This is a genomic window from Kriegella aquimaris, from assembly GCF_900103215.1.
Taxonomy (GTDB): Bacteria; Bacteroidota; Bacteroidia; order Flavobacteriales; family Flavobacteriaceae; genus Kriegella; species Kriegella aquimaris.
On sequence record NZ_FNGV01000002.1, the window covers coordinates 627,449 to 647,931 of the forward strand.

A 20,483-nucleotide genomic window follows, 5' to 3' on the forward strand; every position below is an offset into this window, starting at 1 on the left:
AACCGCCATGGACATTCCATGGCGGTTTTAAATTGTAAGTATAATTTATACTTGAATTACATCATTCCGGGCATACCGCCGCCGCCATGGGCGTGTCCACCACCGCCAGCAGGAGCTTCCTCCTTAATGTCGGTCAAAGCACATTCGGTAGTTAAGATCATACCAGCAACAGATGCAGCATTTTCTAAAGCTATTCGAGTCACTTTTTTAGGATCGATTATACCTGCTTTTAGCATATCAACATAGGTCTCGGATTTGGCGTCATAACCAAAATCTCCTTTACCATCTAGAATTTTTGCAACCACTACAGATCCTTCACCACCTGCGTTGCTTACGATAGTCCTAATTGGAGATTCGATAGCTTTGGCAACGATTTGTAAACCTGTTTCCTCATCAGCATTTTCTACTTTCACCTTTGAAAGTACCGATTTGGCTCTTAGCAATGCAACACCACCACCAGCAACAATACCTTCTTCAACGGCAGCTCTAGTAGAGTGTAGGGCATCATCAACACGGTCTTTCTTCTCTTTCATTTCAACTTCAGAAGCTGCTCCTACATAAAGTACGGCAACACCACCGGCCAATTTGGCCAAACGCTCTTGTAGTTTTTCCTTATCGTAATCAGAAGTAGTAGTTTCGATTTGCGATTTGATTTGATTAACACGAGACTTAATGTCTTTTGCAACACCGCCACCGTTAACAATAGTCGTATTGTCTTTGTCGATAGTTACTTTTTCACAAGTACCCAACATGTCGATAGTTGTATTGTCAAGTGAGAACCCTCTTTCCTCTGAGATTACAGTACCTTTGGTCAAGATAGCGATGTCTTCCAACATGGCTTTTCTTCGATCTCCAAAACCTGGAGCTTTTACAGCTGCTATTTTCAAAGACCCTCTTAATTTATTTACTACCAAAGTAGCTAGTGCTTCACCATCAACATCTTCAGCGATAATCAACAATGGCTTACCTGATTGAGCTACGGGCTCTAAAACAGGAAGCAAATCTTTCATTGAAGAAATCTTCTTGTCAAACAACAAGATGTATGGGTTCTCCAAATCTGCAGTCATTTTTTCAGAATCGGTAACAAAATAAGGAGAAAGATAACCACGATCGAATTGCATACCTTCAACAACGTCTACATAAGTATCGGTTCCTTTGGCTTCTTCAACAGTAATAACACCTTCTTTACCTACTTTTCCAAAAGCCTCAGCGATAAGTTCACCGATAACTTCATCGTTATTCGAAGATATAGAAGCTACTTGTTTTATTTTCTCGGAAGAATCTCCAACTTTTTTGGCTTGTTTGCCAAGGTCTGCTACAATCGCCTCAACGGCTTTGTCGATACCTCTTTTCAAATCCATTGGATTTGCACCTGCAGCAACGTTTTTCAATCCTTCTTTAACGATGGCTTGTGCCAATACGGTGGCAGTTGTGGTTCCGTCACCGGCCAAGTCATTGGTTTTTGAAGCAACTTCTTTTACCATTTGAGCACCCATGTTCTCAAGGGCGTCTGCCAATTCTATTTCTTTTGCAACGGTCACCCCATCTTTGGTGACTTGTGGTGCTCCAAAAGATTTGCTAATAATTACGTTTCTTCCCTTGGGTCCTAAAGTGACTTTTACTGCGTTTGCCAATGCATCGACACCTCTTCTAAGGCCGTCGCGTGCATCGATATCAAATTTTATGTCTTTTGCCATAATAAATTTTCATTTTCATTCTCGTGTTGACGAGAACTTGTTTTAATTAATCTTAAGTTTTTGGGATTCCCTCTTGATGGCTATCAAGATTTATGGGAACAATTAAAATAGTTTAAATAATCGCCAAAACATCACTTTCGCGCATCATAAGATAATCGGTGCCTTCCAATTTAAGCTCGGTACCGGCATACTTTCCGTATAAAACGGTATCCCCTACTTTTACCGTCACCTTTTCATCTTTGGTTCCGGGTCCAACAGCAACAATTTTGCCTTGTTGGGGTTTTTCCTTTGCAGTGTCAGGAATATAGATGCCAGATGCCGTTTTGGTTTCGGCTGCCATAGGTTCAATAAGAACCCGATCTGCCAATGGTTTAATCTTAACTTTAGCCATATTAATTTAAATTTTAAAATTGATTTTTAATAATTCCACGTATGCATTGACAGAAATTATGCCATGATGCGAAAACTGACATATTGTTAACGCAAAAATGCCAGCTTGTCATTTTGGCTGGCATTTTGATATGATATTTGTAATTGATTATTGACTATCGGTCGGATCGGCATCATTACTTGCCGGTGCCGGAACTTCTTGAGGAACCGTTTCGGGTACGGTTTCAGGAACTGTAGTTTCAATATCATCGCCCCCTTGTAAGAGTTTAGAATCAGCATCGCCAAAATTACCTTTAAGGGCAATATTGGAAGCCAAAATCAAAACAACAAGAAGAGTAGCCAAGGTCCATGTACTTTTATCTAAAAAGTCACCTGTCTTTTTTACACCGCCAACTACTTGACTGCCACCTCCGCCAAACGAAGATGATAAGCCGCCGCCTTTAGGGTTTTGAACCATAATGACCAAGACCAAAAGGAAACATACGACGATTATAAGAATTAAGAATATTGAAAAGGTACTCATTATATTATTTGTTTTCTTTCTGTAATTTTTCCACCGCTCGAATACGGTCTGCAAAGAAACCACTTTTTTCCGGATATTTCAAACTTAAAATTTTATAGGATTGAATAGCCTTTTTATACTTTTTTTGTTCCAAATAGACCTTGGCGAGCGTCTCAGTCATCAGCTCTTTTTTATGAAGTTCGATTGAAGGCTTGATATCTATTTTGGGGTAAGGGTCTTCTTTGGCAATAGGTGCTATTTTCGGATTGTCTTCAATGAACTTGTCGATTAACTCGAACTTTTTCTTTTTTAAGACCTCTTCCTCTAGCGTGAATTGTTTTTCTTCTTTGTCGGAAGTTGCAGCGTTTTCTTCCTTATTTCGTTGTATTGCCTTGGGTGAAGTTAACTGAAGCCATTCGGCAAAAGAATATTTTTCCTTTTTGGTAAAGGGCAGTGGCTTGCCTATTTGTAACTGCTGTTTGGCCTTTGATTCTTCGGCCAGTTTTTTATCTATTTCCGGATCTTTCGACTTGAAAAGTTTTGGGTCTAGAATTTGCTCTGCATCCTCGGGAGTCAGCGATATTTGGGGCTCGGTCGATGCTGTGGTCGCTGGAGCGTTTTCTGGTACAGTTACAATTTCCTCTGAAATAATTTCTTGGTCAACCAAAGGAGTGGTTTTGCCGGCAATAGTGTCGGCAATGCTGTTTTGTAAAAATTCGTCGGAAGTGATGAAATCAAAAAGAATGTCGCGATCTGTTGTGTAGGCCGCGGTAATCTTGAGTGCCTTGTTGTATTTAAAGCTATTCAGATTCTTGAGTCCTTTTAAATGTAGCGCTTTTGCGGCTTGAAAGTATGGGTACTCCTCAAGAATATCTTCCAAGTGTTTGGTCTGAACTGGGGAGACTACTTTATTGGGGTTTTGCAAGAGATATGTGAAGTCTTGTACTTTCATTTATACTACTGGTTGCTTCCTTATTTAGTTTGTAACACTATGATGAGGTATGGCACATTTTAAGAATTCATATGTTTTCGCTATTGTAAAACCTCAAAATGCTTCTACCAATCGGCAAGTGAGGCATTAAAAATATCTTGAGTTATCCGTTCAAAAATAACTTGCAGCGCTTCGTCTTTAACCGATGATAATTGCGATGCTGCTGGATAATCATAAAAAAAAGAAAAACGCTGGTCAAAATCGGCATCTTCTTTTGTTTTATTATAAAACCTTACTTTAACTGCCATGGTTAGCCTATTCTGGGCAGCCGTCTGTTGGGCCGTAGCCGACATCGGCGATATGCGATATTCGATTATTTCACCTTCGTATAATAAATCACCGTTACTCGGGGTCAAATCTAGATTGGTCTGGTTCAATATTCTGTCTTGTAAGGCCAAGGTGAAATCTCGTTCAAGGCCAGGTTCGAAAGTCGATCCAGGACTTTGCGAAGCATAGTTCTGAAAAGTGGGTACCGTAAAAGAGGTTGCCGTGCCTACATTACCACCAGTGAAATTATAAATGCCACAGCCCCAAAGTAAAAAAAGGGGTAGACAAAAGACAATCAAGTTTTTTAATTTATTCAATTTTTTTGTCATTTAAAAGACTTGGGTTTGTATTAGTTGAAGATGACCAAAATCGGAAACATACATGAAGCCGATTTTAAAGATCATATTGTTTAATTTTTCGATAAAGCGTTCGTTCTGAAATACCAAGTTCCGCTGCGGCGGCTTTTCGTTTTCCACGATTACGCTCCAACGATTTTTTAATAAGCTCTATTTCTTTATCTTGTAAAGATAGGGTTTCCTCTTCTTGTATTTCTTCGGCAAAATGATATTTGTCCTCTTGGGGTGCTTTAGGTACTGCCTTTTCTCTATCGTGTTCGGGAAGCCGCATCACTTCCATAGTAGTGTCTGAATTTTGTTCCTCTTCTATTTCTTCCCCGTTATTACCATAAATTTTTTGAATCAAGTTTTCATTTTCTTCCTGTACCTTTTGAGAGTCATTGTTCTTTAGTAACTCCAAGGTCAGTTTTTTAAGGTCGTTAAGATCGCCTTTCATATCGAACAATACCTTGTAGAGTATTTCGCGTTCGTTGGTGAAATCGCTTTCTTTTTTTTCACGACCAATGACTGCTGGTAAGTTGGAGCCTTGTGAATTGGGTAAATAACTATTCAGGGTAAATGCCGAAATAGATCGGCCTTTTTCTAATACCGATATCTGCTCTGCAATGTTTCGAAGCTGACGGATGTTTCCTGGCCAGCGGTATTTTGACAATATTTGAACGGCATCATCGTCTAAACGAAGTGTGGGCATTTTGTATTTCTGTCCAAAATCGGAAGCAAATTTCCGAAATAAGAGATGAATGTCATCCCGGCGTTCGCGTAGCGGCGGAATATTGATTTCAACAGTGCTCAAGCGATAGTACAGGTCTTCCCTGAATTTTTCCTTTTTAATCGCCTCGAACATATTTACATTAGTGGCGGCTACAATACGTACATTGGTTTTTTGTGTTTGGGAAGATCCAACTTTTAAAAATTCACCATTCTCTAAAACTCGAAGTAGGCGTACTTGGGTAGTCAAGGGAAGTTCGCCCACCTCATCTAAAAAAATGGTGCCACCATCGGCGACCTCAAAATAACCACTACGGGTTTGGGTTGCCCCGGTGAAGGCTCCTTTTTCGTGGCCAAAAAGTTCACTATCTATCGTGCCCTCTGGAATCGCGCCGCAGTTCACAGCGATATACTTTGCATGCTTACGGTGCGAAAGTGCATGAATGATTTTGGGTATGGCCTCTTTGCCAACACCACTCTCACCCGTTACCAAAACTGAGATATCGGTAGGTGCGACTTGCATTGCCTTTTCAATTGCACGATTTAGCTTTACATCGTTACCGATGATTTCAAAACGTTGTTTTATGGCTTGTATAGATTCCATTTATTTCTCTGTCCCCTTAGTTTTAGATAGCTGCAGGAGCTCTCTTTAATTTAAATAAGATAATGAAACGCTTAATTATTTTCAGAATAGCCCACTGCTTCACCAATCAGGGTGGCCGAAGTACAATGGAGCATCTTTACGTTGACAAATTCACCTACTTTATAGTTTTCTTTTGGGAATACGGCGACCGTATTATGTGAATTGCGACCCATCCAGTGGGCATCTGATTTCTTCGAAGCGCCTTCAATAAGCACTTCCTGAACCTGTCCGATGTTTCCTTGGGTTCTTTCTTGACAATGTGCTCTCTGCAATGCGATTACTTCCGATAACCTTCGTTTTTTAATTTCTTCAGGAACATCATCTTCAAGTTTTCTGGCCGCCATGGTTCCGGGCCTTTCGGAATACGAGAACATATACCCGAAATCATACTTCACATATTCCATTAAAGAAAGGGTGTCTTTATGATCTTCTTCTGTCTCGGTAGGAAAACCAATAATCATGTCTTGCGAGATGCCACAATCAGGAATTATTTTTTTGATGTTATCGATAAGCTCAAAGTATTCTTCACGTGTGTGCAAACGATTCATTTCCTTAAGAATTCGATTGCTTCCGCTTTGCACCGGAAGATGAATATGCTTGCAGATGTTTTTGTGCTTCGCCATGGTATGAATTACGTCTAGCGTCAGGTCTTGTGGGTTTGACGTCGAAAAGCGAATGCGCATCTTTGGTTGTGCGAGGGCGACTAGTTCTAGTAATTGGGCAAAAGTTACCGATGTGGCCTTTTGCATATCGGTGGCTTTATCGAAACCCTTTTTTAATCCTCCGCCATACCATAGGTAACTGTCCACATTTTGTCCCAATAAGGTTATTTCACGAAAACCTTTGTTCCATAAATCGTTTACTTCGCCGATAATAGACTGCGGGTCACGGCTACGTTCGCGCCCACGCGTAAAGGGTACGACGCAAAAAGTACACATGTTGTCGCAGCCCCTTGTGATGGATACGAAAGCGGTAACCCCGTTCGAATTTAAACGTACCGGGGCAACATCACCATAGGTTTCTTCTTTAGAGAGAAGTACATTGACGGCATTTCTGCCTTCATCGATCTCTTGAACAAGATTGGGGAGGTCTTTGTAAGCATCTGGCCCCACGACCATGTCCACAATTTTCTCTTCTTCGAGAAGTTGACTCTTCAGGCGTTCGGCCATACAGCCTAAAACACCGACTTTTAAATGGGGTCTGTGTCTCTTTATTGCATTGAATTTTTCCAGTCGTTTACGAACGGTAAGCTCTGCTTTTTCTCGAATGGAGCAGGTATTCACTAAAACGAGATCGGCATCTTCGAGATTTTGAGTCGTATTGAAACCTTCTTTGGCTAGAATCGATGCAACTATTTCACTGTCGGAAAAATTCATTTGGCATCCGTAACTTTCGATATAAAGCTTCCGGTCGTTTTTTTTGTTTTCTTTCAAGGTGAGTATAGATCCTTGTAAAGACTCGTCTATCGTTTTCTCCATTTAAAACCTGTTTCCTGTCAATTTAATTCCCCGAAAAGACATTTGTTATTTCTACTTTAGTCTAACTCCACACGCATAAAAGAATGCGTTTAGGGGAGACAAAGATAATGCTTATTCTAAGATAGTGACAATATGGCAGTTATAAATTTTGGTTAAACTGTCGGCTTTATGGGCATTCGGGAATAATTAACAAGCCTTGTTAAGGGTAATGATTAAATTACCTCGAAATTTATTTCCTTTTGATTGGCACGGTGCTTATTGAAATATTAAATACCACGTTTTTCTATGCCGGAAAATAATATGGAACAAAAAGAGAATACTGTTAAGGAGGTGATGTCACTTATCTACAAAGAGAATCTTTGGGGAGGTAAAAATGAACCTTTTTATTCGGGTTCGGGTTCACATAAGCAAAAAATAGTGAAACCTTATGTGCGTTCAATTACGAAATGGCTAGCCTCTTTTGACGAAAAATTGGTTGTTTGCGATTTGGGTTGTGGAGATTTTAATGTGGGGCGACAATTGGTGCCTTTCTCAAAACGGTATGTCGGAATCGATGTTGTCGATGCTTTAATAAAGCGAAATAAAACCATTTTTAACGAAGATAAGTTGACATTTCATTGCCTTGATATTATTCAAGATGAACTTCCCGAAGGAGATTGCGCTATCGTGCGTCAAGTGTTGCAGCACTTGTCAAATGAAGAAATTTTGACCCTTATGCCGAAACTGAGAAAATACCGTTTTCTTGTAGTTACCGAGCACCTACCTTTTTCCCAATTCATTCCTAACATAAATAAATCAACGGATTATGATATTCGGTTGGGGAAAAAAAGTGGAGTGGTATTGACCGAGGCTCCTTTTTATTTGAATCCTATAAAAGAAGAAAAACTTGTGACAATAGGTTTTAGACAGCGAAGCCAGATATCCACTACGGTCTATCAAAACTTTTGATTTAGAATATTTTAAATAATAGCCATGTGACAATCATCTGGTTCAAAATGGAAATTTGTTTTTTGTCTTGAGTTGACGCAACTTCAGTTGAGTTTTGACATCTTGATGGTATGTAACCCCACATTTAAAAGAGTTATGAAAAACAAAATGCTGCTGCTACTGTTCATTGGCGCGTTGCTGTTCGTTTCTTGTGATAAAAACGAAGACCAAGGTAAATATGCCGATTATCAAGTGGCCCGCCCATTGAAAATTTCCAAGACCGAATTCAAGAATAGTGTCGATATTATGCCGCCCTTGCCTATTGAGAATTCAGGAAAAATTTACGCTTATCAAAACTACATTTTTGTAAATGACAAGTTTAGGGGCGTGCATGTTATTGACAATAGTGATCCTAAGAATCCGAAAAAGGTTTCTTTTATCAAAATTGCCGGCAATGTCGATATTTCGGTAAAAGACAACTATTTATATGCCGATAGTCTTACCGATTTAATTGTACTTGATATCTCGAACCTCAATGATATTACGGTAGTCAACAGGTTGGAAAATGTACTAAGGGATAATGTAGTCTGGCCTTCGGAAGCTGATTTTTTTGAATGGGAAGACATTGATTATGAAAATGAAATGATTGTTGGGTGGGAAGTGGTAACCGAAAGGCGCTCGATTGAGGAATATGAAAGTCAGTTTGTTAATAGAATGGATGATGTTCTCTTTGCAGAGGCGGCCAATGATGTATCAGTAGGTCAAGGTGGTTCTTTGGCACGGTTTAAAATAGTGGATGACTTTCTTTATGCCGTAGACAGTCATAACATCAATATTTTTAACATCGCTGATTTAGAAAACCCTGAAGATCTAGAAGATGTGTATGCCGGGTTCGATATTGAAACTATTTTTAATCAGGGGCATTATTTGTTCTTGGGTAGTATGCGTGGTATGTATATATATGATATCGCTTCGCCGGCAACTCCTGCCCTGGTTTCTGAATTTCAACACGGCACTGCCTGTGATCCCGTGGTCGTCGATGGTGACTATGCCTATGTTACCCTTAGGGGAGGCAACCAATGTGGTGCCACCGAAAGTGGACTGTTTATTATTGATATTTCCAATATATCACAGCCTGAGCTGAAAGTGAGCTATGCCATGGATGGGCCTTATGGGCTCGGTATAAAAGATGAGAAGTTATTTGTTTGTGATGGTGATTCGGGATTGAAAGTTTACGATAAAACAAACGTTGATGATTTGATAGCTCTAAATCATTTCAAAAACATCAATACATTTGATGTCATACCTTTAAATGATAACCTGCTCATGGTCGGTGATGAAGTACTTTATCAATACGCTTATCTTGAGAAAGATATCAAGTTGATAAGCACATTGCAGCTGAATTAAATCTCTAAAAATATCGATTGAAACGCCCTACTGAAATAGGGCGTTTTTTTATACATATATATATGGTGTAGCAACAAATTAAAAAATTCAACTACTTTTGTTGCATCAAAAAACCATGAATGGCCAAGAATTTAGTTATTGTAGAGTCGCCTGCTAAGGCAAAGACCATCGAGAAATTTTTAGGAAAGGATTATAAGGTAGAGTCCAGTTTTGGGCATATTGCCGATTTGCCTTCCAAAGAACTGGGCGTAGATGTCGACAATGATTTTGAGCCCAAATATATTGTCGATAAAGACAAAAAAGCTTTGGTCAAAAAGCTAAAGGATCTTGCAGCAAAAGCCGAAACTATATGGTTGGCAAGTGATGAAGACCGAGAGGGGGAGGCTATTTCATGGCATTTGGTAGAAACGCTGGGGTTGGATAAAAGTAAGACCAAGCGCATCGTATTCAACTCCATTACGAAGTCTGCTATACAAAAAGCTATTGAGAACCCAAGGGAAATAAACTATAACCTCGTAAATGCACAACAGGCCCGAAGGGTCCTGGATCGATTGGTGGGATATCAACTATCTCCCGTATTATGGAAAAAGATCAAACCAGGTCTATCGGCCGGTAGGGTGCAGTCAGTGGCTGTTAGATTAATAGTAGAGCGTGAGCGCGATATCGATGTCTTTGTACCAGAAGGGTCTTTTAAAATTTCTGCTGAGTTCAAAACTGAAGATGGAAATATCTTTACGGCGAAACTGAATAAAACTTTTCCTTCAAAAAAAGAGGCTGAGAGTTTTTTGAAAAAAAATATTGGAGCTGATTTTTCGGTTGGAAGTTTAGATAAAAAACCGGCTAAGAAATCTCCATCAGCACCTTTTACCACTTCGACATTGCAACAAGAGGCTTCCCGAAAACTTTATTTTTCGGTTGGTCGCACCATGCAAGTGGCACAGCGATTGTACGAGGCAGGATTGATAACTTATATGAGAACAGATAGTGTCAACCTTTCGGGGGAGGCCATCAATGCGGCGAAAGATGCCATCATTGATAATTATGGTGAAAAATATAGTTCTGTACGTAATTTTAAAGGGAAGACGAAGGGGGCGCAAGAAGCGCATGAAGCCATTCGACCGACCGATATGACCCGACAGTCACCTTCATTGGAGCGTGATCAGTCGAAATTATACGAACTGATATGGAAACGTACGATAGCTTCGCAAATGAGCGACGCCCAGTTAGAGCGTACCAATGTTAAGATTAAGGCAAGTACACATTCGGAAGAATTTACCGCCAATGGAGAGGTCATCAAGTTCGATGGCTTTTTGAAGGTTTATATGGAAGGGCTGGATGAGGAAGATACCGCTGAGGAGCAAGAAGGAATGCTTCCGGCCATGACCGTAGGTGATGCTTTGCTAAACCAATATATTACTGCCACGGAGCGCTTTACTCGACCTCCATACCGGTTCACGGAAGCTTCCCTAGTAAAAAAATTGGAAGAATTAGGCATAGGTAGACCATCTACTTACGCACCAACAATTTCCACGATTCAGAATAGAGGGTATGTCGAAAAAGGCTCTGTAGAAGGTGTCGAACGTAAATATGCCCAATTGGTACTAGAGTCGGGTACTGTAAAAGAAAAAGGTCTTACGGAAACCATAGGCTCCGATAAGGGAAAAATGGTGCCCACCGATATCGGTATCATCGTAAATGACTTTTTGGTAAGTCATTTTGCGAATATTCTCGATTATAATTTTACGGCCAAGGTCGAAGAAGATTTTGATGAGATTGCCGAGGGGCACGAAGATTGGCAGAAAGTCATGAAAGATTTCTATAAAGACTTTCACCCTGTTGTACTTGACGTTGAAGAAAATGCCGATCGTGCAAGCGGAGAACGTATATTAGGCACTGATCCAAAATCAGGCAGACAGGTTTCTGTACGCTTGGGTAGGTTCGGTCCTATGGTACAGATGGGTACTGCCGAAGAAGAAGAAAAACCGGTGTTTGCAAGTCTTTTGCCAGAACAATCATTGAATACGATTACCTATGATGAGGCAATGGAATTGTTTACGTTGCCAAGAAAACTAGGAGTTTATGAAGGGGAAGAGGTCGAAGCCAATGTAGGTCGCTTCGGGCCATACGTGCGCTTTGGTAAAAAGTTTGTTTCCTTGGAAAAGGGGGAAAGTGCTTTCGATGTTGATATCGATAGGGCAATTACTCTTATCAAGCAAAAACAAAAGGCAGATGCCCCGATCGCCAATTATGAAGACAAAGAAGTTACCAAAGGTACCGGTCGCTTTGGACCCTTTATAAAATGGGATGGAATGTTCATCAATGTGAACAAGAAATATGATTTTGACAATCTTTCCCAACAAGATATTGAAGAACTGATTGAGGCCAAAAAACAAAAAGAAATAGACAAATTGATACAAGAATGGCCAGAAGAGGGTATTCGTATTGAAAAGGCTCGATGGGGGAGACATAACATTATAAAGGGCAAAACTAAGGTAGAGATTGCTAAATCCGTAGATGCTACAAAGGTGTCGTTGGAAGAAGCAAAGGCCCTCATTGAAAAAAAGACTCCCAAAAAGAAAAAGACTACGGCAAAATCGAAGCGTAAATAATGAACGCAGCATTTGATTTTTTAGTTCCCGTTGCCGATAAGGTATTGGCTCACTGTGAATTATTACCTACCCAGGCATTGGGCAGAAAGATTAGTAAACATTCTACAAATAATGGCTTGCCTAAATTTGACAATGCGTCTGTAGCGCTTATTGGGGTAAGGGAATCTAGAAATGCCTTCGAAAAAAAGCCCGAAAAATTAGATGTTTCGGCAATTCGAATCCAATTATATAAGTTGTTGTTCGGCAATTGGAATTCTTCAATCATCGATATTGGTGATGTGGAAGAAGGGGAAGCTGTAGAGGACACCTATTTTGTGGTTAAAGAAATCGTAGCCGATCTTTTAAAAAAGAATATTGTACCTATTGTTTTAGGGGCCACTCAAGACATTACTTATGCCGTTTACCGTGCTTTCGACGGAATTAAAGACCGCATAAATTTAGTTGCAATCGATAGTCGTTTTGATTTTGGCATGGATGAGGAGCTTATTTCCTCTAACTCGTATATGAGTAAAATCATTACTGATAAACCGAACAACCTCTTCAATTTTACCAATATCGGTTACCAGAGTTATTATAACGCCCAGGAAGAACTAGACTTAATGGAACGTCTTTTTTTTGACGCTTATCGCTTGGGCGAAATCACATCCGACATTTCTTCCGTAGAACCTTTATTAAGAAATGCCCATGCCATAAGTATGGATGTTCGCGCTATTAGGGCCAGTGAAGTAGGTTTTTCAGATAATTTTTCTCCCAATGGATTTACAGGCCGGGAAATATGTGCCATTGCAAGGTATGCGGGTATAAGCGAAGAAGTTATGGTCTTTGGTCTTTATGAAATGGAGAATGCCAACCAATCATGTCAGCTTATGGCACAGATAATCTGGTACTTCATTGAAGGGTTTAATTTTAGGGTAAAAGAATCTCCACTTGACAAGAACGACGACTTCACAAAATACATAGTGCCTACCGAAACCGAACATTTGGTCTACTACAAAAGCCTGCTAACCGAAAGGTGGTGGGTTGAAGTGCCTTCACTTCTATCCGAACATAATAAAATAAACTCACCTGCGTTATTACCATGCGCCGAAAAGGACTATTTGGAAGCATGCAACCAAAACATTCCTGAACGGTGGTTTAAGGCCTATAAAAAAGGGCTGAATTAATTGAAATATTTTTTAAGGTATAATTGCTTTCAATACAATAATTTAAGCAAAACGTAGTTTTAGAGAATAGAATAAATATATGTGTTCGTAGTTTATAACCATAATCGAAATTTAACCTAAAGTATGAAAAAGCTATTGTTGTTATCTATAGCGTTTGTTTTTTTGCTCACGAGTTGTGGGTCTAAGACAAAGGGAGAACTTGTCGGAGCCAAGGGAAAAAGATGGTACCCCGAAAAACCCTATGGAATGGAACTGATCCCCAGAGGCGCTTTCATTATGGGGAAAAGTGAAGAAGATCAGGCGAAACTTCTCAATGCACCAGCCAAAACAGTAACGGTACGCTCTTTTTATATGGACGACACCGAGATTACCAACAGCGAGTACCGTCAGTTTGTAGAATGGGTCAAAGATTCCATTACCAGAACTAAATTGGCAATTCTTGCAGATGAACTTGGTTTAGGACCTGAAGATGGAGGTATTGGCGAATACGCATTTAAAGATGCCGATACAACAAAGGTTTCGGTTTATGACAAATATATGTTGGATAATTACGCCGGCATGGGTGAAACAGGATACGAAGGAAGGCCTTTGAATAAAGATGAAGAGTTGGTCTGGGATACTTCTGAATACCCCGATGAATACTATACCGAGGTAATGGATTCATTATATATTCCTGAAGAAGAATCTTATAATGGTCAACGTACCGTCGATGTAACCCAGTTAAAATTCAAATATAGTTGGATGGATATCGATGCCGCCGCTCGAGCTAGAAGTGGTCGAAGAAAAGATTTTATCCGTCACGAAGAATTAGAAATCTATCCTGATACAACGGTTTGGATCAAGGATTTTGAATACTCGTATAACGAACCTATGCACAATGACTATTTCTGGCATGATGCATATAGTGAATATCCTGTGGTAGGTGTTTCGTGGGAACAGGCAAAGGCTTTCTGTAACTGGAGAACAAAATTTAAGAATGATGATCAAAAAAATCGTGGCAAACAATTCGTAAATCAGTTCAGATTACCTACTGAAACAGAATGGGAATATGCCGCAAGGGGAGGTATCGAAGGAGGCACGTACCCATGGGGAGGTCCTTATGTAATTAGTGATACAGGTTGTTTTATGGCCAATTTCAAACCGCAGCGAGGTGATTATGCGGCCGATGCGGCACTGTATACCGTAGAGGCAAAGTCATACGAACCTAACGACTTTAACTTATATAATATGGCGGGCAATGTATCTGAATGGACAAATTCGAGCTATGATCCCAACGCATATGAATATGTTTCTACCATGAACCCCAATATCGGTGATGGCAGTAATGCAAGAAAAGTAATCAGAGGTGGTTCTTGGAAAGATGTTGCTTATTTCCTACAGGTAAGTACCAGAGATTATGAATATGCAGATTCTGCGCGTAGCTACGTGGGCTTTAGAACAGTTCAGGATTACATGGGTGAAGAAGACTCAACGCAATAAAATAGAATACACAAATAGAATAAATATTAAATACAAACCGATTAAAAATCGGAAAATCAAATTTTAACCCAATCTTTTTAATTATTTCGAACCTTAAATTAAATTTAAAATTATGGCACAGTCAAAATCAACAAAAAAATTATTTAACATGGCCTATGGCCTAGGAGCATCTATCGTAATTATTGGTGCGTTATTCAAAATCTTACACTGGGAATTTGGCCCTCTTACAGGTGGTTTATTGCTTGCGGTAGGTCTTATTACTGAAGCTCTGATATTTGCGATCAGTGCATTTGAACCTCTAGACGATGAGTTGGATTGGTCTTTGGTATATCCAGAATTAGCAGGTGGTGCTTCTTCTCCAAAGAAAAGCAACGAACTTGCCGAAGCGAAGGAAGCTGAAGCTTCTTTGTCTAAAAAATTAGATGAATTGTTGCAAGAAGCTGGTGTTGATGCCAACTTGATGGAAAGTCTTGGATCCAGTATCAGAAACTTCGAAGGTGCTGCCAAAGGTATTGCCCCGACTGTAGATGCAATGGAATCTACCAAAAAATATTCAGACGAGATGGTTCAAGCCGCTGCACAAATGGAGTCATTGAACAGCTTGTACAAAGTTCAGTTAGAAAGCGCCAGTAAGCAAGCTTCGGTTAACGAAGAGGTTGTACAGAATGCTTCTGCACTGAAAGATCAAATGGAATCTTTAGCAACAAACCTTTCTTCATTGAATGGTGTATATGGTGGTATGTTGACCGCTATGAATAGAAACTAATTAGTTTTAGTTAACCCCAAATCAATTATTAATTAAAACCTAATTAGAAAACATGGCAGGAGGAAAACAGTCACCAAGGCAGAAAATGGTAAACCTGATGTATCTGGTATTCATTTGTATGCTGGCCTTGAATATGAGTAAGGAAGTTCTTGCGGCATTCGGTCTAATGAACGAAAAGCTTGAAACATCCAACGTAAAGACATCAGAAAGCAATCTAGCTTTCTTGAGTGGTCTAGAAACAAAAAAGGGTGAAAACCCTGAGAAATTTGGTGAACTTTATGAAAAGGCCACCAAAATAAAAGAGTTGTCCAAAGAGTATTTTGATTACTTGGAAGGTCTAAAGTCAGAAATGATGAAAGATGTCGAAGACCCAACGGATTATACGGTAATGGACAAGTCTGATTATCTTGACGGTAAATTCTTTCAGGGAGACAATCTTTCTGAAGGTGGTAAGGAATTCATGAAGCGTATCAATGATTACCGTACGCAGGTTTCTGCTATTTTACCGGAGAATATGGCAGAAGTAAAAGCATCTGTTAAATCAAGATTTGAAACTGGTGATGCCGATGGCAAAGTAGAGAAACGTGATGGAACCAAGCAAGATTGGATAAACTATCAATACGAAGGTTTTCCATTGGTCGCTTCATTGACCAAGTTGACTGCATTGCAGGCCGATATCAAGTCTACTGAAGAAGATGCGTTGAAATCAATGTTGGCGGGTCAGTTGACAACTGAAGTTTCCATGACAAATTATACAACCTTATTGGAGCAAGAAAAATCTGCTTTTTATTCGGGCGAAAAGTTCTCTGGTTCTGTTGTTTTGGGTCGAAAAGATGCTACAACCAAACCGAACGAAGTTAATTTGACTTTAGACGGAAGAAAATTGAGCGAAGGTTCTGATTATGAGATTAAAGATGGTCAGGTTAAATTGTTGGTAAGCGCTGGTGCACCAGGAGATCATAAGATCGAAGGTAACTTGGTATTTATGCAAGATGGTGAACGAACCGAAGTACCTGTTTCGTCTACTTTTGCGACAATCAGTAAGCCAAATGCGGCATTGATTGCAGCTGATAAGATGAATGTTGTTTATCGTGGTGTCGCCAATCCTATGTCGATTTCGATACCTGGAATTCCAAACAACAAAGTAAGTGCTTCTGCTCCCGGTCTTTCTAAGAGAGAGGGTAGCAAGTATATCATGAATCCTGGAACGGGAAGATCAGTTACCATTACTGCTTCGGGTACATTGCCAGACGGTCAAAAGGTATCTTCTAAATCTGAATTTAGAATTAAAGATATCCCAAGACCAGCAAGTACGATTCGAGGAGAAAGTGGTAGCGTTAAAATGCCAAGGAACAACCTTGAAATTTCGACTATCGGAGCCATTCTGGAAGATTTTGACTTTGATTTGAAACTTGCAGTTAGCGGTTTTAGCTTTAAAGTACCTGGTCAACCTACGGTTAAGGTTAACGGTAATAAATTAGATGCTCGGGCCAAGTCTGCCTTGAAAAGAGCCAAGCGTGGTGATGCTGTACAGATATTTGACGTACAGGCGTATATTACCAACAATAAGAGCTATAAATTAAAGAAAGTATCAAACGTTTTTATAGAGCTTACAAACTAGTAACTAGTATAATTAATGATTATGAATTGGAAGAATGTTTTATTAATCGGAGCCGTTAGCTTATTGCCGGCATCTATAATGGCCCAGGCGAACATTTTGAACGCCAAAAAGCCAGAAGAGATTGGCAAGAAAACGGAAGCTCAGAAAGCGCTTGATAATGATACTCCCTTAGAATACGGTTACGTTGACGACAGAGATATTCTTTGGTCAAAGACCGTTTGGGAGACTATTGATCTTGATGAGCGTGTCAACTTTCCTTTATACTATCCGGTCGACACTATAGATATTAGTGCCGATAGAAGGTCCTTATATGATGTTTTTATGAAAAACATCAAAAATGGAAAACTTACGGATGTATATGTAGACTCATACTTCAGTGAAAAGAGAAATTTCAGTGATTTGGCAGCTACGTTACAGAAAGTAGATACTACCGATCTTGGATACGAGCAAATCAATGCGGGAGAACAACTTTCTATGGAATATGTAAACCGTAGAGAATTGACAGCTGCCGATATTGAAGAGTATCGTATCAAGGGTATGTGGTATTTCGATAAGCGCCTAGGTGAACTTAAGTATCGTTTGTTAGGTATTGCACCTGTTGCGCCCGATGTAAACTTCATCGATGACGATTCTATGGATCCTGCGGATGCCAAAGTTGAGTTGTTTTGGGTATGGTACCCTGGTGCTAGACAAGTGCTGCATGATGCGAAAGTGTTCAACCAACGCAATTCGGCACAACCCTTATCTTTTGATATGATGCTGAATGCAAGACGGTTCAACGGTGTTATTTACCGAGAGGACAATGTTCATGGTGACCGTGTAATCAATGATTATATATCCGATAATTCTTTGTTCCAATTACTGGAGTCCAAGCGAATTAAAGAGGTCATCCGCGATAGGGAACAAGATATGTGGGCCTATTGATGAGTTTCTGATTTGAAAGGCGCTAAAACGCCACTTCAAAAAGGATTTGTTTACATCCTAAAAAAAAATAATACATTCCAATTCAAGAGTACAGAACGTCCTGATGGCTAGCCATCAGGACGTTTTTTTATGCGTAATTCCGGCTGTCGCATATTGAGTTGGTATTTTTAATTTCATATATGCGATTCTGCCTCGCGGTATGAAGTCCAATTTTCTACCTTTGCGCCCATGGTAGATTATATTATCGTTGGTCTCGGTCTTGCAGGAATTTCTTTCTGTGAGCAATTGGAAAAGCACAACAAATCGTTTATGGTGGTTAGCAATGATTCCCAAACTTCTTCCGTTGTGGCTGCGGGTTTGTACAACCCGGTTATCTTAAAAAGATTTACATTGGCCTGGAATGCCAAGGAGCAGTTAGATGTTGCTATCCCCCATTACAAAGAATTGGAAAGAAAAATGGGATTGCAATTAGATTATAAAGTTCCCGTGTTACGTCGCTTTGCATCGATTGCAGAACAAAATGCATGGTTCGAGGCATCTGATAAAAAGGGGCTGCAGCATTTTTTATCCACCGAAATAGAACAAAATAAAAATAAGTCGATTGACGCGCCCTATGGCTATGGCAAGGTTAAGTATACTGGAAGAATAGATACAGGGAAGTTACTTTTAGCCTATAGCGACTACTTAAGAAGAAAAGAGCAATTGATTTCTGAATCTTTTGATTATGACGCTTTAGAAGTTCATGCAAACGGCATAACGTACAAAGCAGTTGAGGCCAAACAAATTGTTTTCGCAGAAGGTTTCGGATTGAGGCAAAATCCCTATTTCAAATATTTACCGTTAAATGGAACCAAGGGTGAGCTCTTGACTATAAAATCTGCCGCTTTAAAGGAGGAAAATGTCATTAAGTCATCGGTGTTCGTGATTCCCCTAGGAAATAACCGATATCGTATCGGGGCAACCTACGAGCGGAAAGACAAGACCAATGCCCCCACTTTGGAAGCCAAGTCAGAGTTGATAAAAAAATTCGAAGCTTTTGTAAGCTGTGACTATAAGGTGGAATGCCATTCAGCAGGCATCAGGCCTACCGTCACGGATAGAAAACCACTAGTGGGAAGACATGCCGTGCACAAAAATATTTATGTGCTAAATGGACTTGGCTCTAGGGGAGTTATGATCGGCCCGTATGCGGCCAAACAATTATATGGGTTGATAGAAGATAAAATACCTATTCACAAAGAAATGAATATTGAACGATTCGCTACAAATTGAAAAGTAAGGCAACATACGGGGTTGTCTTTGGGGCCCTTATCGCTGGTACAAGCGGTGTGATTATAAAAAATATTCATACCATAGACGCTACTTCGATTGCGTGGTTTCGTACTACCGTACCAACTGCCATTGTTTTTATTTGGATGATAATCAATGGTGTAAAGCCTTTTCATGGCAATTACCCAAAACTGCTGGTAGGTGCTTTAATCAATTCCATACGCATTTACTTGTACCTTATTGCCTTTATTTATACTTCAATAGGTAATGCCGTGATATTGTTCTATACCTGGCCTATTATGGTTGCAATCTTAGGCTTCTTATTTCTTGGAGAGAAAGTAGATAAATATCAAACTTTCCTTCTTGTTTTAACTTTTCTTGGCATCGTGTTGGCATATTCCGATAAGCCATTCACTTTTGAGAATAACGATTTCTTGGGCATGCTCGCAGCACTTGGCGCTTCCTTGACCAATGCGGCCACGGTAGTACTTTTTAAATCAGAGGCTAAAAACTACCACAGCCTGGAAATGGTGTTCTATCAAAATATTTTGGGCGCCTTTATATTCATGCCCTTTTTTATTTTAGGGGTTGGTCAAGCTGAAATAGGTGATATAGGCCTCGGCACCTTATTTGGATTAATAGCTGGAATTGTTGTTTTTGGCCTATTTTTTAATAGTCTAAAGTATTTAAGTGCCGCGACCGCCTCAACTTTAATGTATTTAGAAGTCGTAAGTGCCGTACTCTTTGGTTATCTGTTTTTTGATGAAGTGTTAAGTCTTAATATGGTTTTAGGCGGAATTTTGATTATGGCAAGTAATTTATTGCTCATAAGGTTTAATCGCAAAAAAAGTGTTCAAAACGTATAATGGGAATTAGGTAATTCGAATAAGACCCAACTCAATTCTTGACAGCTTTTGGATCATATTTGATAAAAATGTTGATCCAGATATTTCTTGATAAACGGATGATAATTGGCATAAAGACAACCATTGTAACAACAATGGAGATAAAAGTCGTTGTCAAAGAGGTTCCGATGAACAAAAAGGCTATTACAAAAGCTGTCACGGCGAAGGCAATACCTACCCCATAACTAACATACATGGCGCCATAAAAGAAAGAAGGTTCTATCTTGTATTTTGTTCCACAATGCGAACAACGTTCATGCATTTTAAAAATACGGGCCAAATGATAAGGGTTTTTGTCTTCATACATACTTTCTAAATGGCATTTAGGACAAGTTCCTGTTAAAATGCTGTAGAGTTTGTTTCCTTTTTTTAACATTTGCA

General features: G+C 39.7%; 18 protein-coding genes. 10 read left to right on the forward strand and 8 right to left on the reverse strand.

Annotation, left to right across the window (positions count from 1 at the left end; genetic code table 11):
- Positions 1-56 precede the first annotated feature (56 nt).
- From groL to miaB, 7 genes are all read right to left on the reverse strand, one after another.
- Positions 57-1,697, reverse strand: coding sequence for a chaperonin GroEL (groL, locus tag BLS33_RS07780; protein ID WP_089887004.1), 1,641 nt, complete (start codon positions 1,695-1,697; stop codon positions 57-59).
- Between the two features lie 112 nt (positions 1,698-1,809).
- Complete coding sequence (locus BLS33_RS07785; protein WP_089887006.1) at positions 1,810-2,088, reverse strand: co-chaperone GroES; 279 nt, start codon at positions 2,086-2,088, stop codon at positions 1,810-1,812.
- 147 nt (positions 2,089-2,235) lie between these two features.
- On the reverse strand, positions 2,236-2,610 hold the full coding sequence (secG, locus tag BLS33_RS07790; RefSeq protein ID WP_089887008.1) for a preprotein translocase subunit SecG: 375 nt from the start codon (positions 2,608-2,610) through the stop codon (positions 2,236-2,238).
- A 4-nt stretch (positions 2,611-2,614) separates the two neighbouring features.
- Positions 2,615-3,541, reverse strand: coding sequence for a hypothetical protein (locus tag BLS33_RS07795; protein WP_089887010.1), 927 nt, complete (start codon positions 3,539-3,541; stop codon positions 2,615-2,617).
- A 104-nt stretch (positions 3,542-3,645) separates the two neighbouring features.
- Complete coding sequence (locus BLS33_RS07800; RefSeq protein ID WP_089887013.1) at positions 3,646-4,176, reverse strand: LptE family protein; 531 nt, start codon at positions 4,174-4,176, stop codon at positions 3,646-3,648.
- Between the two features lie 64 nt (positions 4,177-4,240).
- Positions 4,241-5,515 carry a sigma-54 interaction domain-containing protein gene (locus tag BLS33_RS07805; RefSeq protein ID WP_089887015.1) on the reverse strand — a complete coding sequence of 425 codons (1,275 nt, stop codon included), beginning with the start codon at positions 5,513-5,515 and terminating at the stop codon, positions 4,241-4,243.
- A 71-nt stretch (positions 5,516-5,586) separates the two neighbouring features.
- Positions 5,587-7,032: a tRNA (N6-isopentenyl adenosine(37)-C2)-methylthiotransferase MiaB gene (gene miaB, locus BLS33_RS07810; RefSeq protein ID WP_089887017.1), complete on the reverse strand. Its 1,446-nt coding sequence runs from the start codon at positions 7,030-7,032 to the stop codon at positions 5,587-5,589.
- Between the two features lie 285 nt (positions 7,033-7,317).
- Here miaB and BLS33_RS07815 point away from each other — a divergent pair, with 285 nt between their 5' ends.
- From BLS33_RS07815 to BLS33_RS07860, 10 genes are all read left to right on the forward strand, one after another.
- Positions 7,318-7,980, forward strand: coding sequence for a class I SAM-dependent methyltransferase (locus BLS33_RS07815; protein WP_245731324.1), 663 nt, complete (start codon positions 7,318-7,320; stop codon positions 7,978-7,980).
- Between the two features lie 135 nt (positions 7,981-8,115).
- On the forward strand, positions 8,116-9,366 hold the full coding sequence (locus tag BLS33_RS07820; RefSeq protein ID WP_089887020.1) for an LVIVD repeat-containing protein: 1,251 nt from the start codon (positions 8,116-8,118) through the stop codon (positions 9,364-9,366).
- 119 nt (positions 9,367-9,485) lie between these two features.
- Positions 9,486-11,975 (forward strand): type I DNA topoisomerase, encoded by a 2,490-nt coding sequence (gene topA, locus BLS33_RS07825; protein WP_089887022.1) that lies wholly within the window; start codon positions 9,486-9,488, stop codon positions 11,973-11,975.
- Positions 11,975-13,138, forward strand: coding sequence for a formimidoylglutamase (locus BLS33_RS07830; RefSeq protein WP_089887024.1), 1,164 nt, complete (start codon positions 11,975-11,977; stop codon positions 13,136-13,138). The genes topA and BLS33_RS07830 overlap by 1 nt, the downstream gene beginning before the upstream one ends.
- A gap of 123 nt (positions 13,139-13,261) precedes the next feature.
- Positions 13,262-14,617: a T9SS ring complex lipoprotein PorK/GldK gene (gene porK / locus BLS33_RS07835; RefSeq protein WP_089887026.1), complete on the forward strand. Its 1,356-nt coding sequence runs from the start codon at positions 13,262-13,264 to the stop codon at positions 14,615-14,617.
- Positions 14,618-14,729: 112 nt separating this feature from the next.
- Positions 14,730-15,383 carry a type IX secretion system motor protein PorL/GldL gene (gene porL / locus BLS33_RS07840; RefSeq protein ID WP_089887028.1) on the forward strand — a complete coding sequence of 218 codons (654 nt, stop codon included), beginning with the start codon at positions 14,730-14,732 and terminating at the stop codon, positions 15,381-15,383.
- Positions 15,384-15,435: 52 nt separating this feature from the next.
- Positions 15,436-17,004, forward strand: coding sequence for a type IX secretion system motor protein PorM/GldM (porM, locus tag BLS33_RS07845; RefSeq protein ID WP_089887030.1), 1,569 nt, complete (start codon positions 15,436-15,438; stop codon positions 17,002-17,004).
- A gap of 21 nt (positions 17,005-17,025) precedes the next feature.
- On the forward strand, positions 17,026-17,928 hold the full coding sequence (porN, locus tag BLS33_RS07850; protein WP_089887179.1) for a type IX secretion system ring subunit PorN/GldN: 903 nt from the start codon (positions 17,026-17,028) through the stop codon (positions 17,926-17,928).
- Between the two features lie 228 nt (positions 17,929-18,156).
- Positions 18,157-19,200, forward strand: a complete 1,044-nt coding sequence (locus BLS33_RS07855) for an NAD(P)/FAD-dependent oxidoreductase (RefSeq protein WP_089887032.1) — start codon at positions 18,157-18,159, stop codon at positions 19,198-19,200.
- A complete protein-coding gene (locus tag BLS33_RS07860; RefSeq protein ID WP_089887034.1) occupies positions 19,197-20,063 on the forward strand; it encodes a DMT family transporter in 867 nt (288 codons plus the stop codon). Before BLS33_RS07855 ends, BLS33_RS07860 begins: the two co-directional genes overlap by 4 nt.
- 31 nt (positions 20,064-20,094) lie before the next feature.
- On the opposite strand, the gene BLS33_RS07865 is transcribed toward BLS33_RS07860, so the two are convergent.
- A complete protein-coding gene (locus tag BLS33_RS07865) occupies positions 20,095-20,478 on the reverse strand; it encodes a DUF983 domain-containing protein (RefSeq protein WP_089887036.1) in 384 nt (127 codons plus the stop codon).
- Positions 20,479-20,483: the final 5 nt, after the last annotated feature.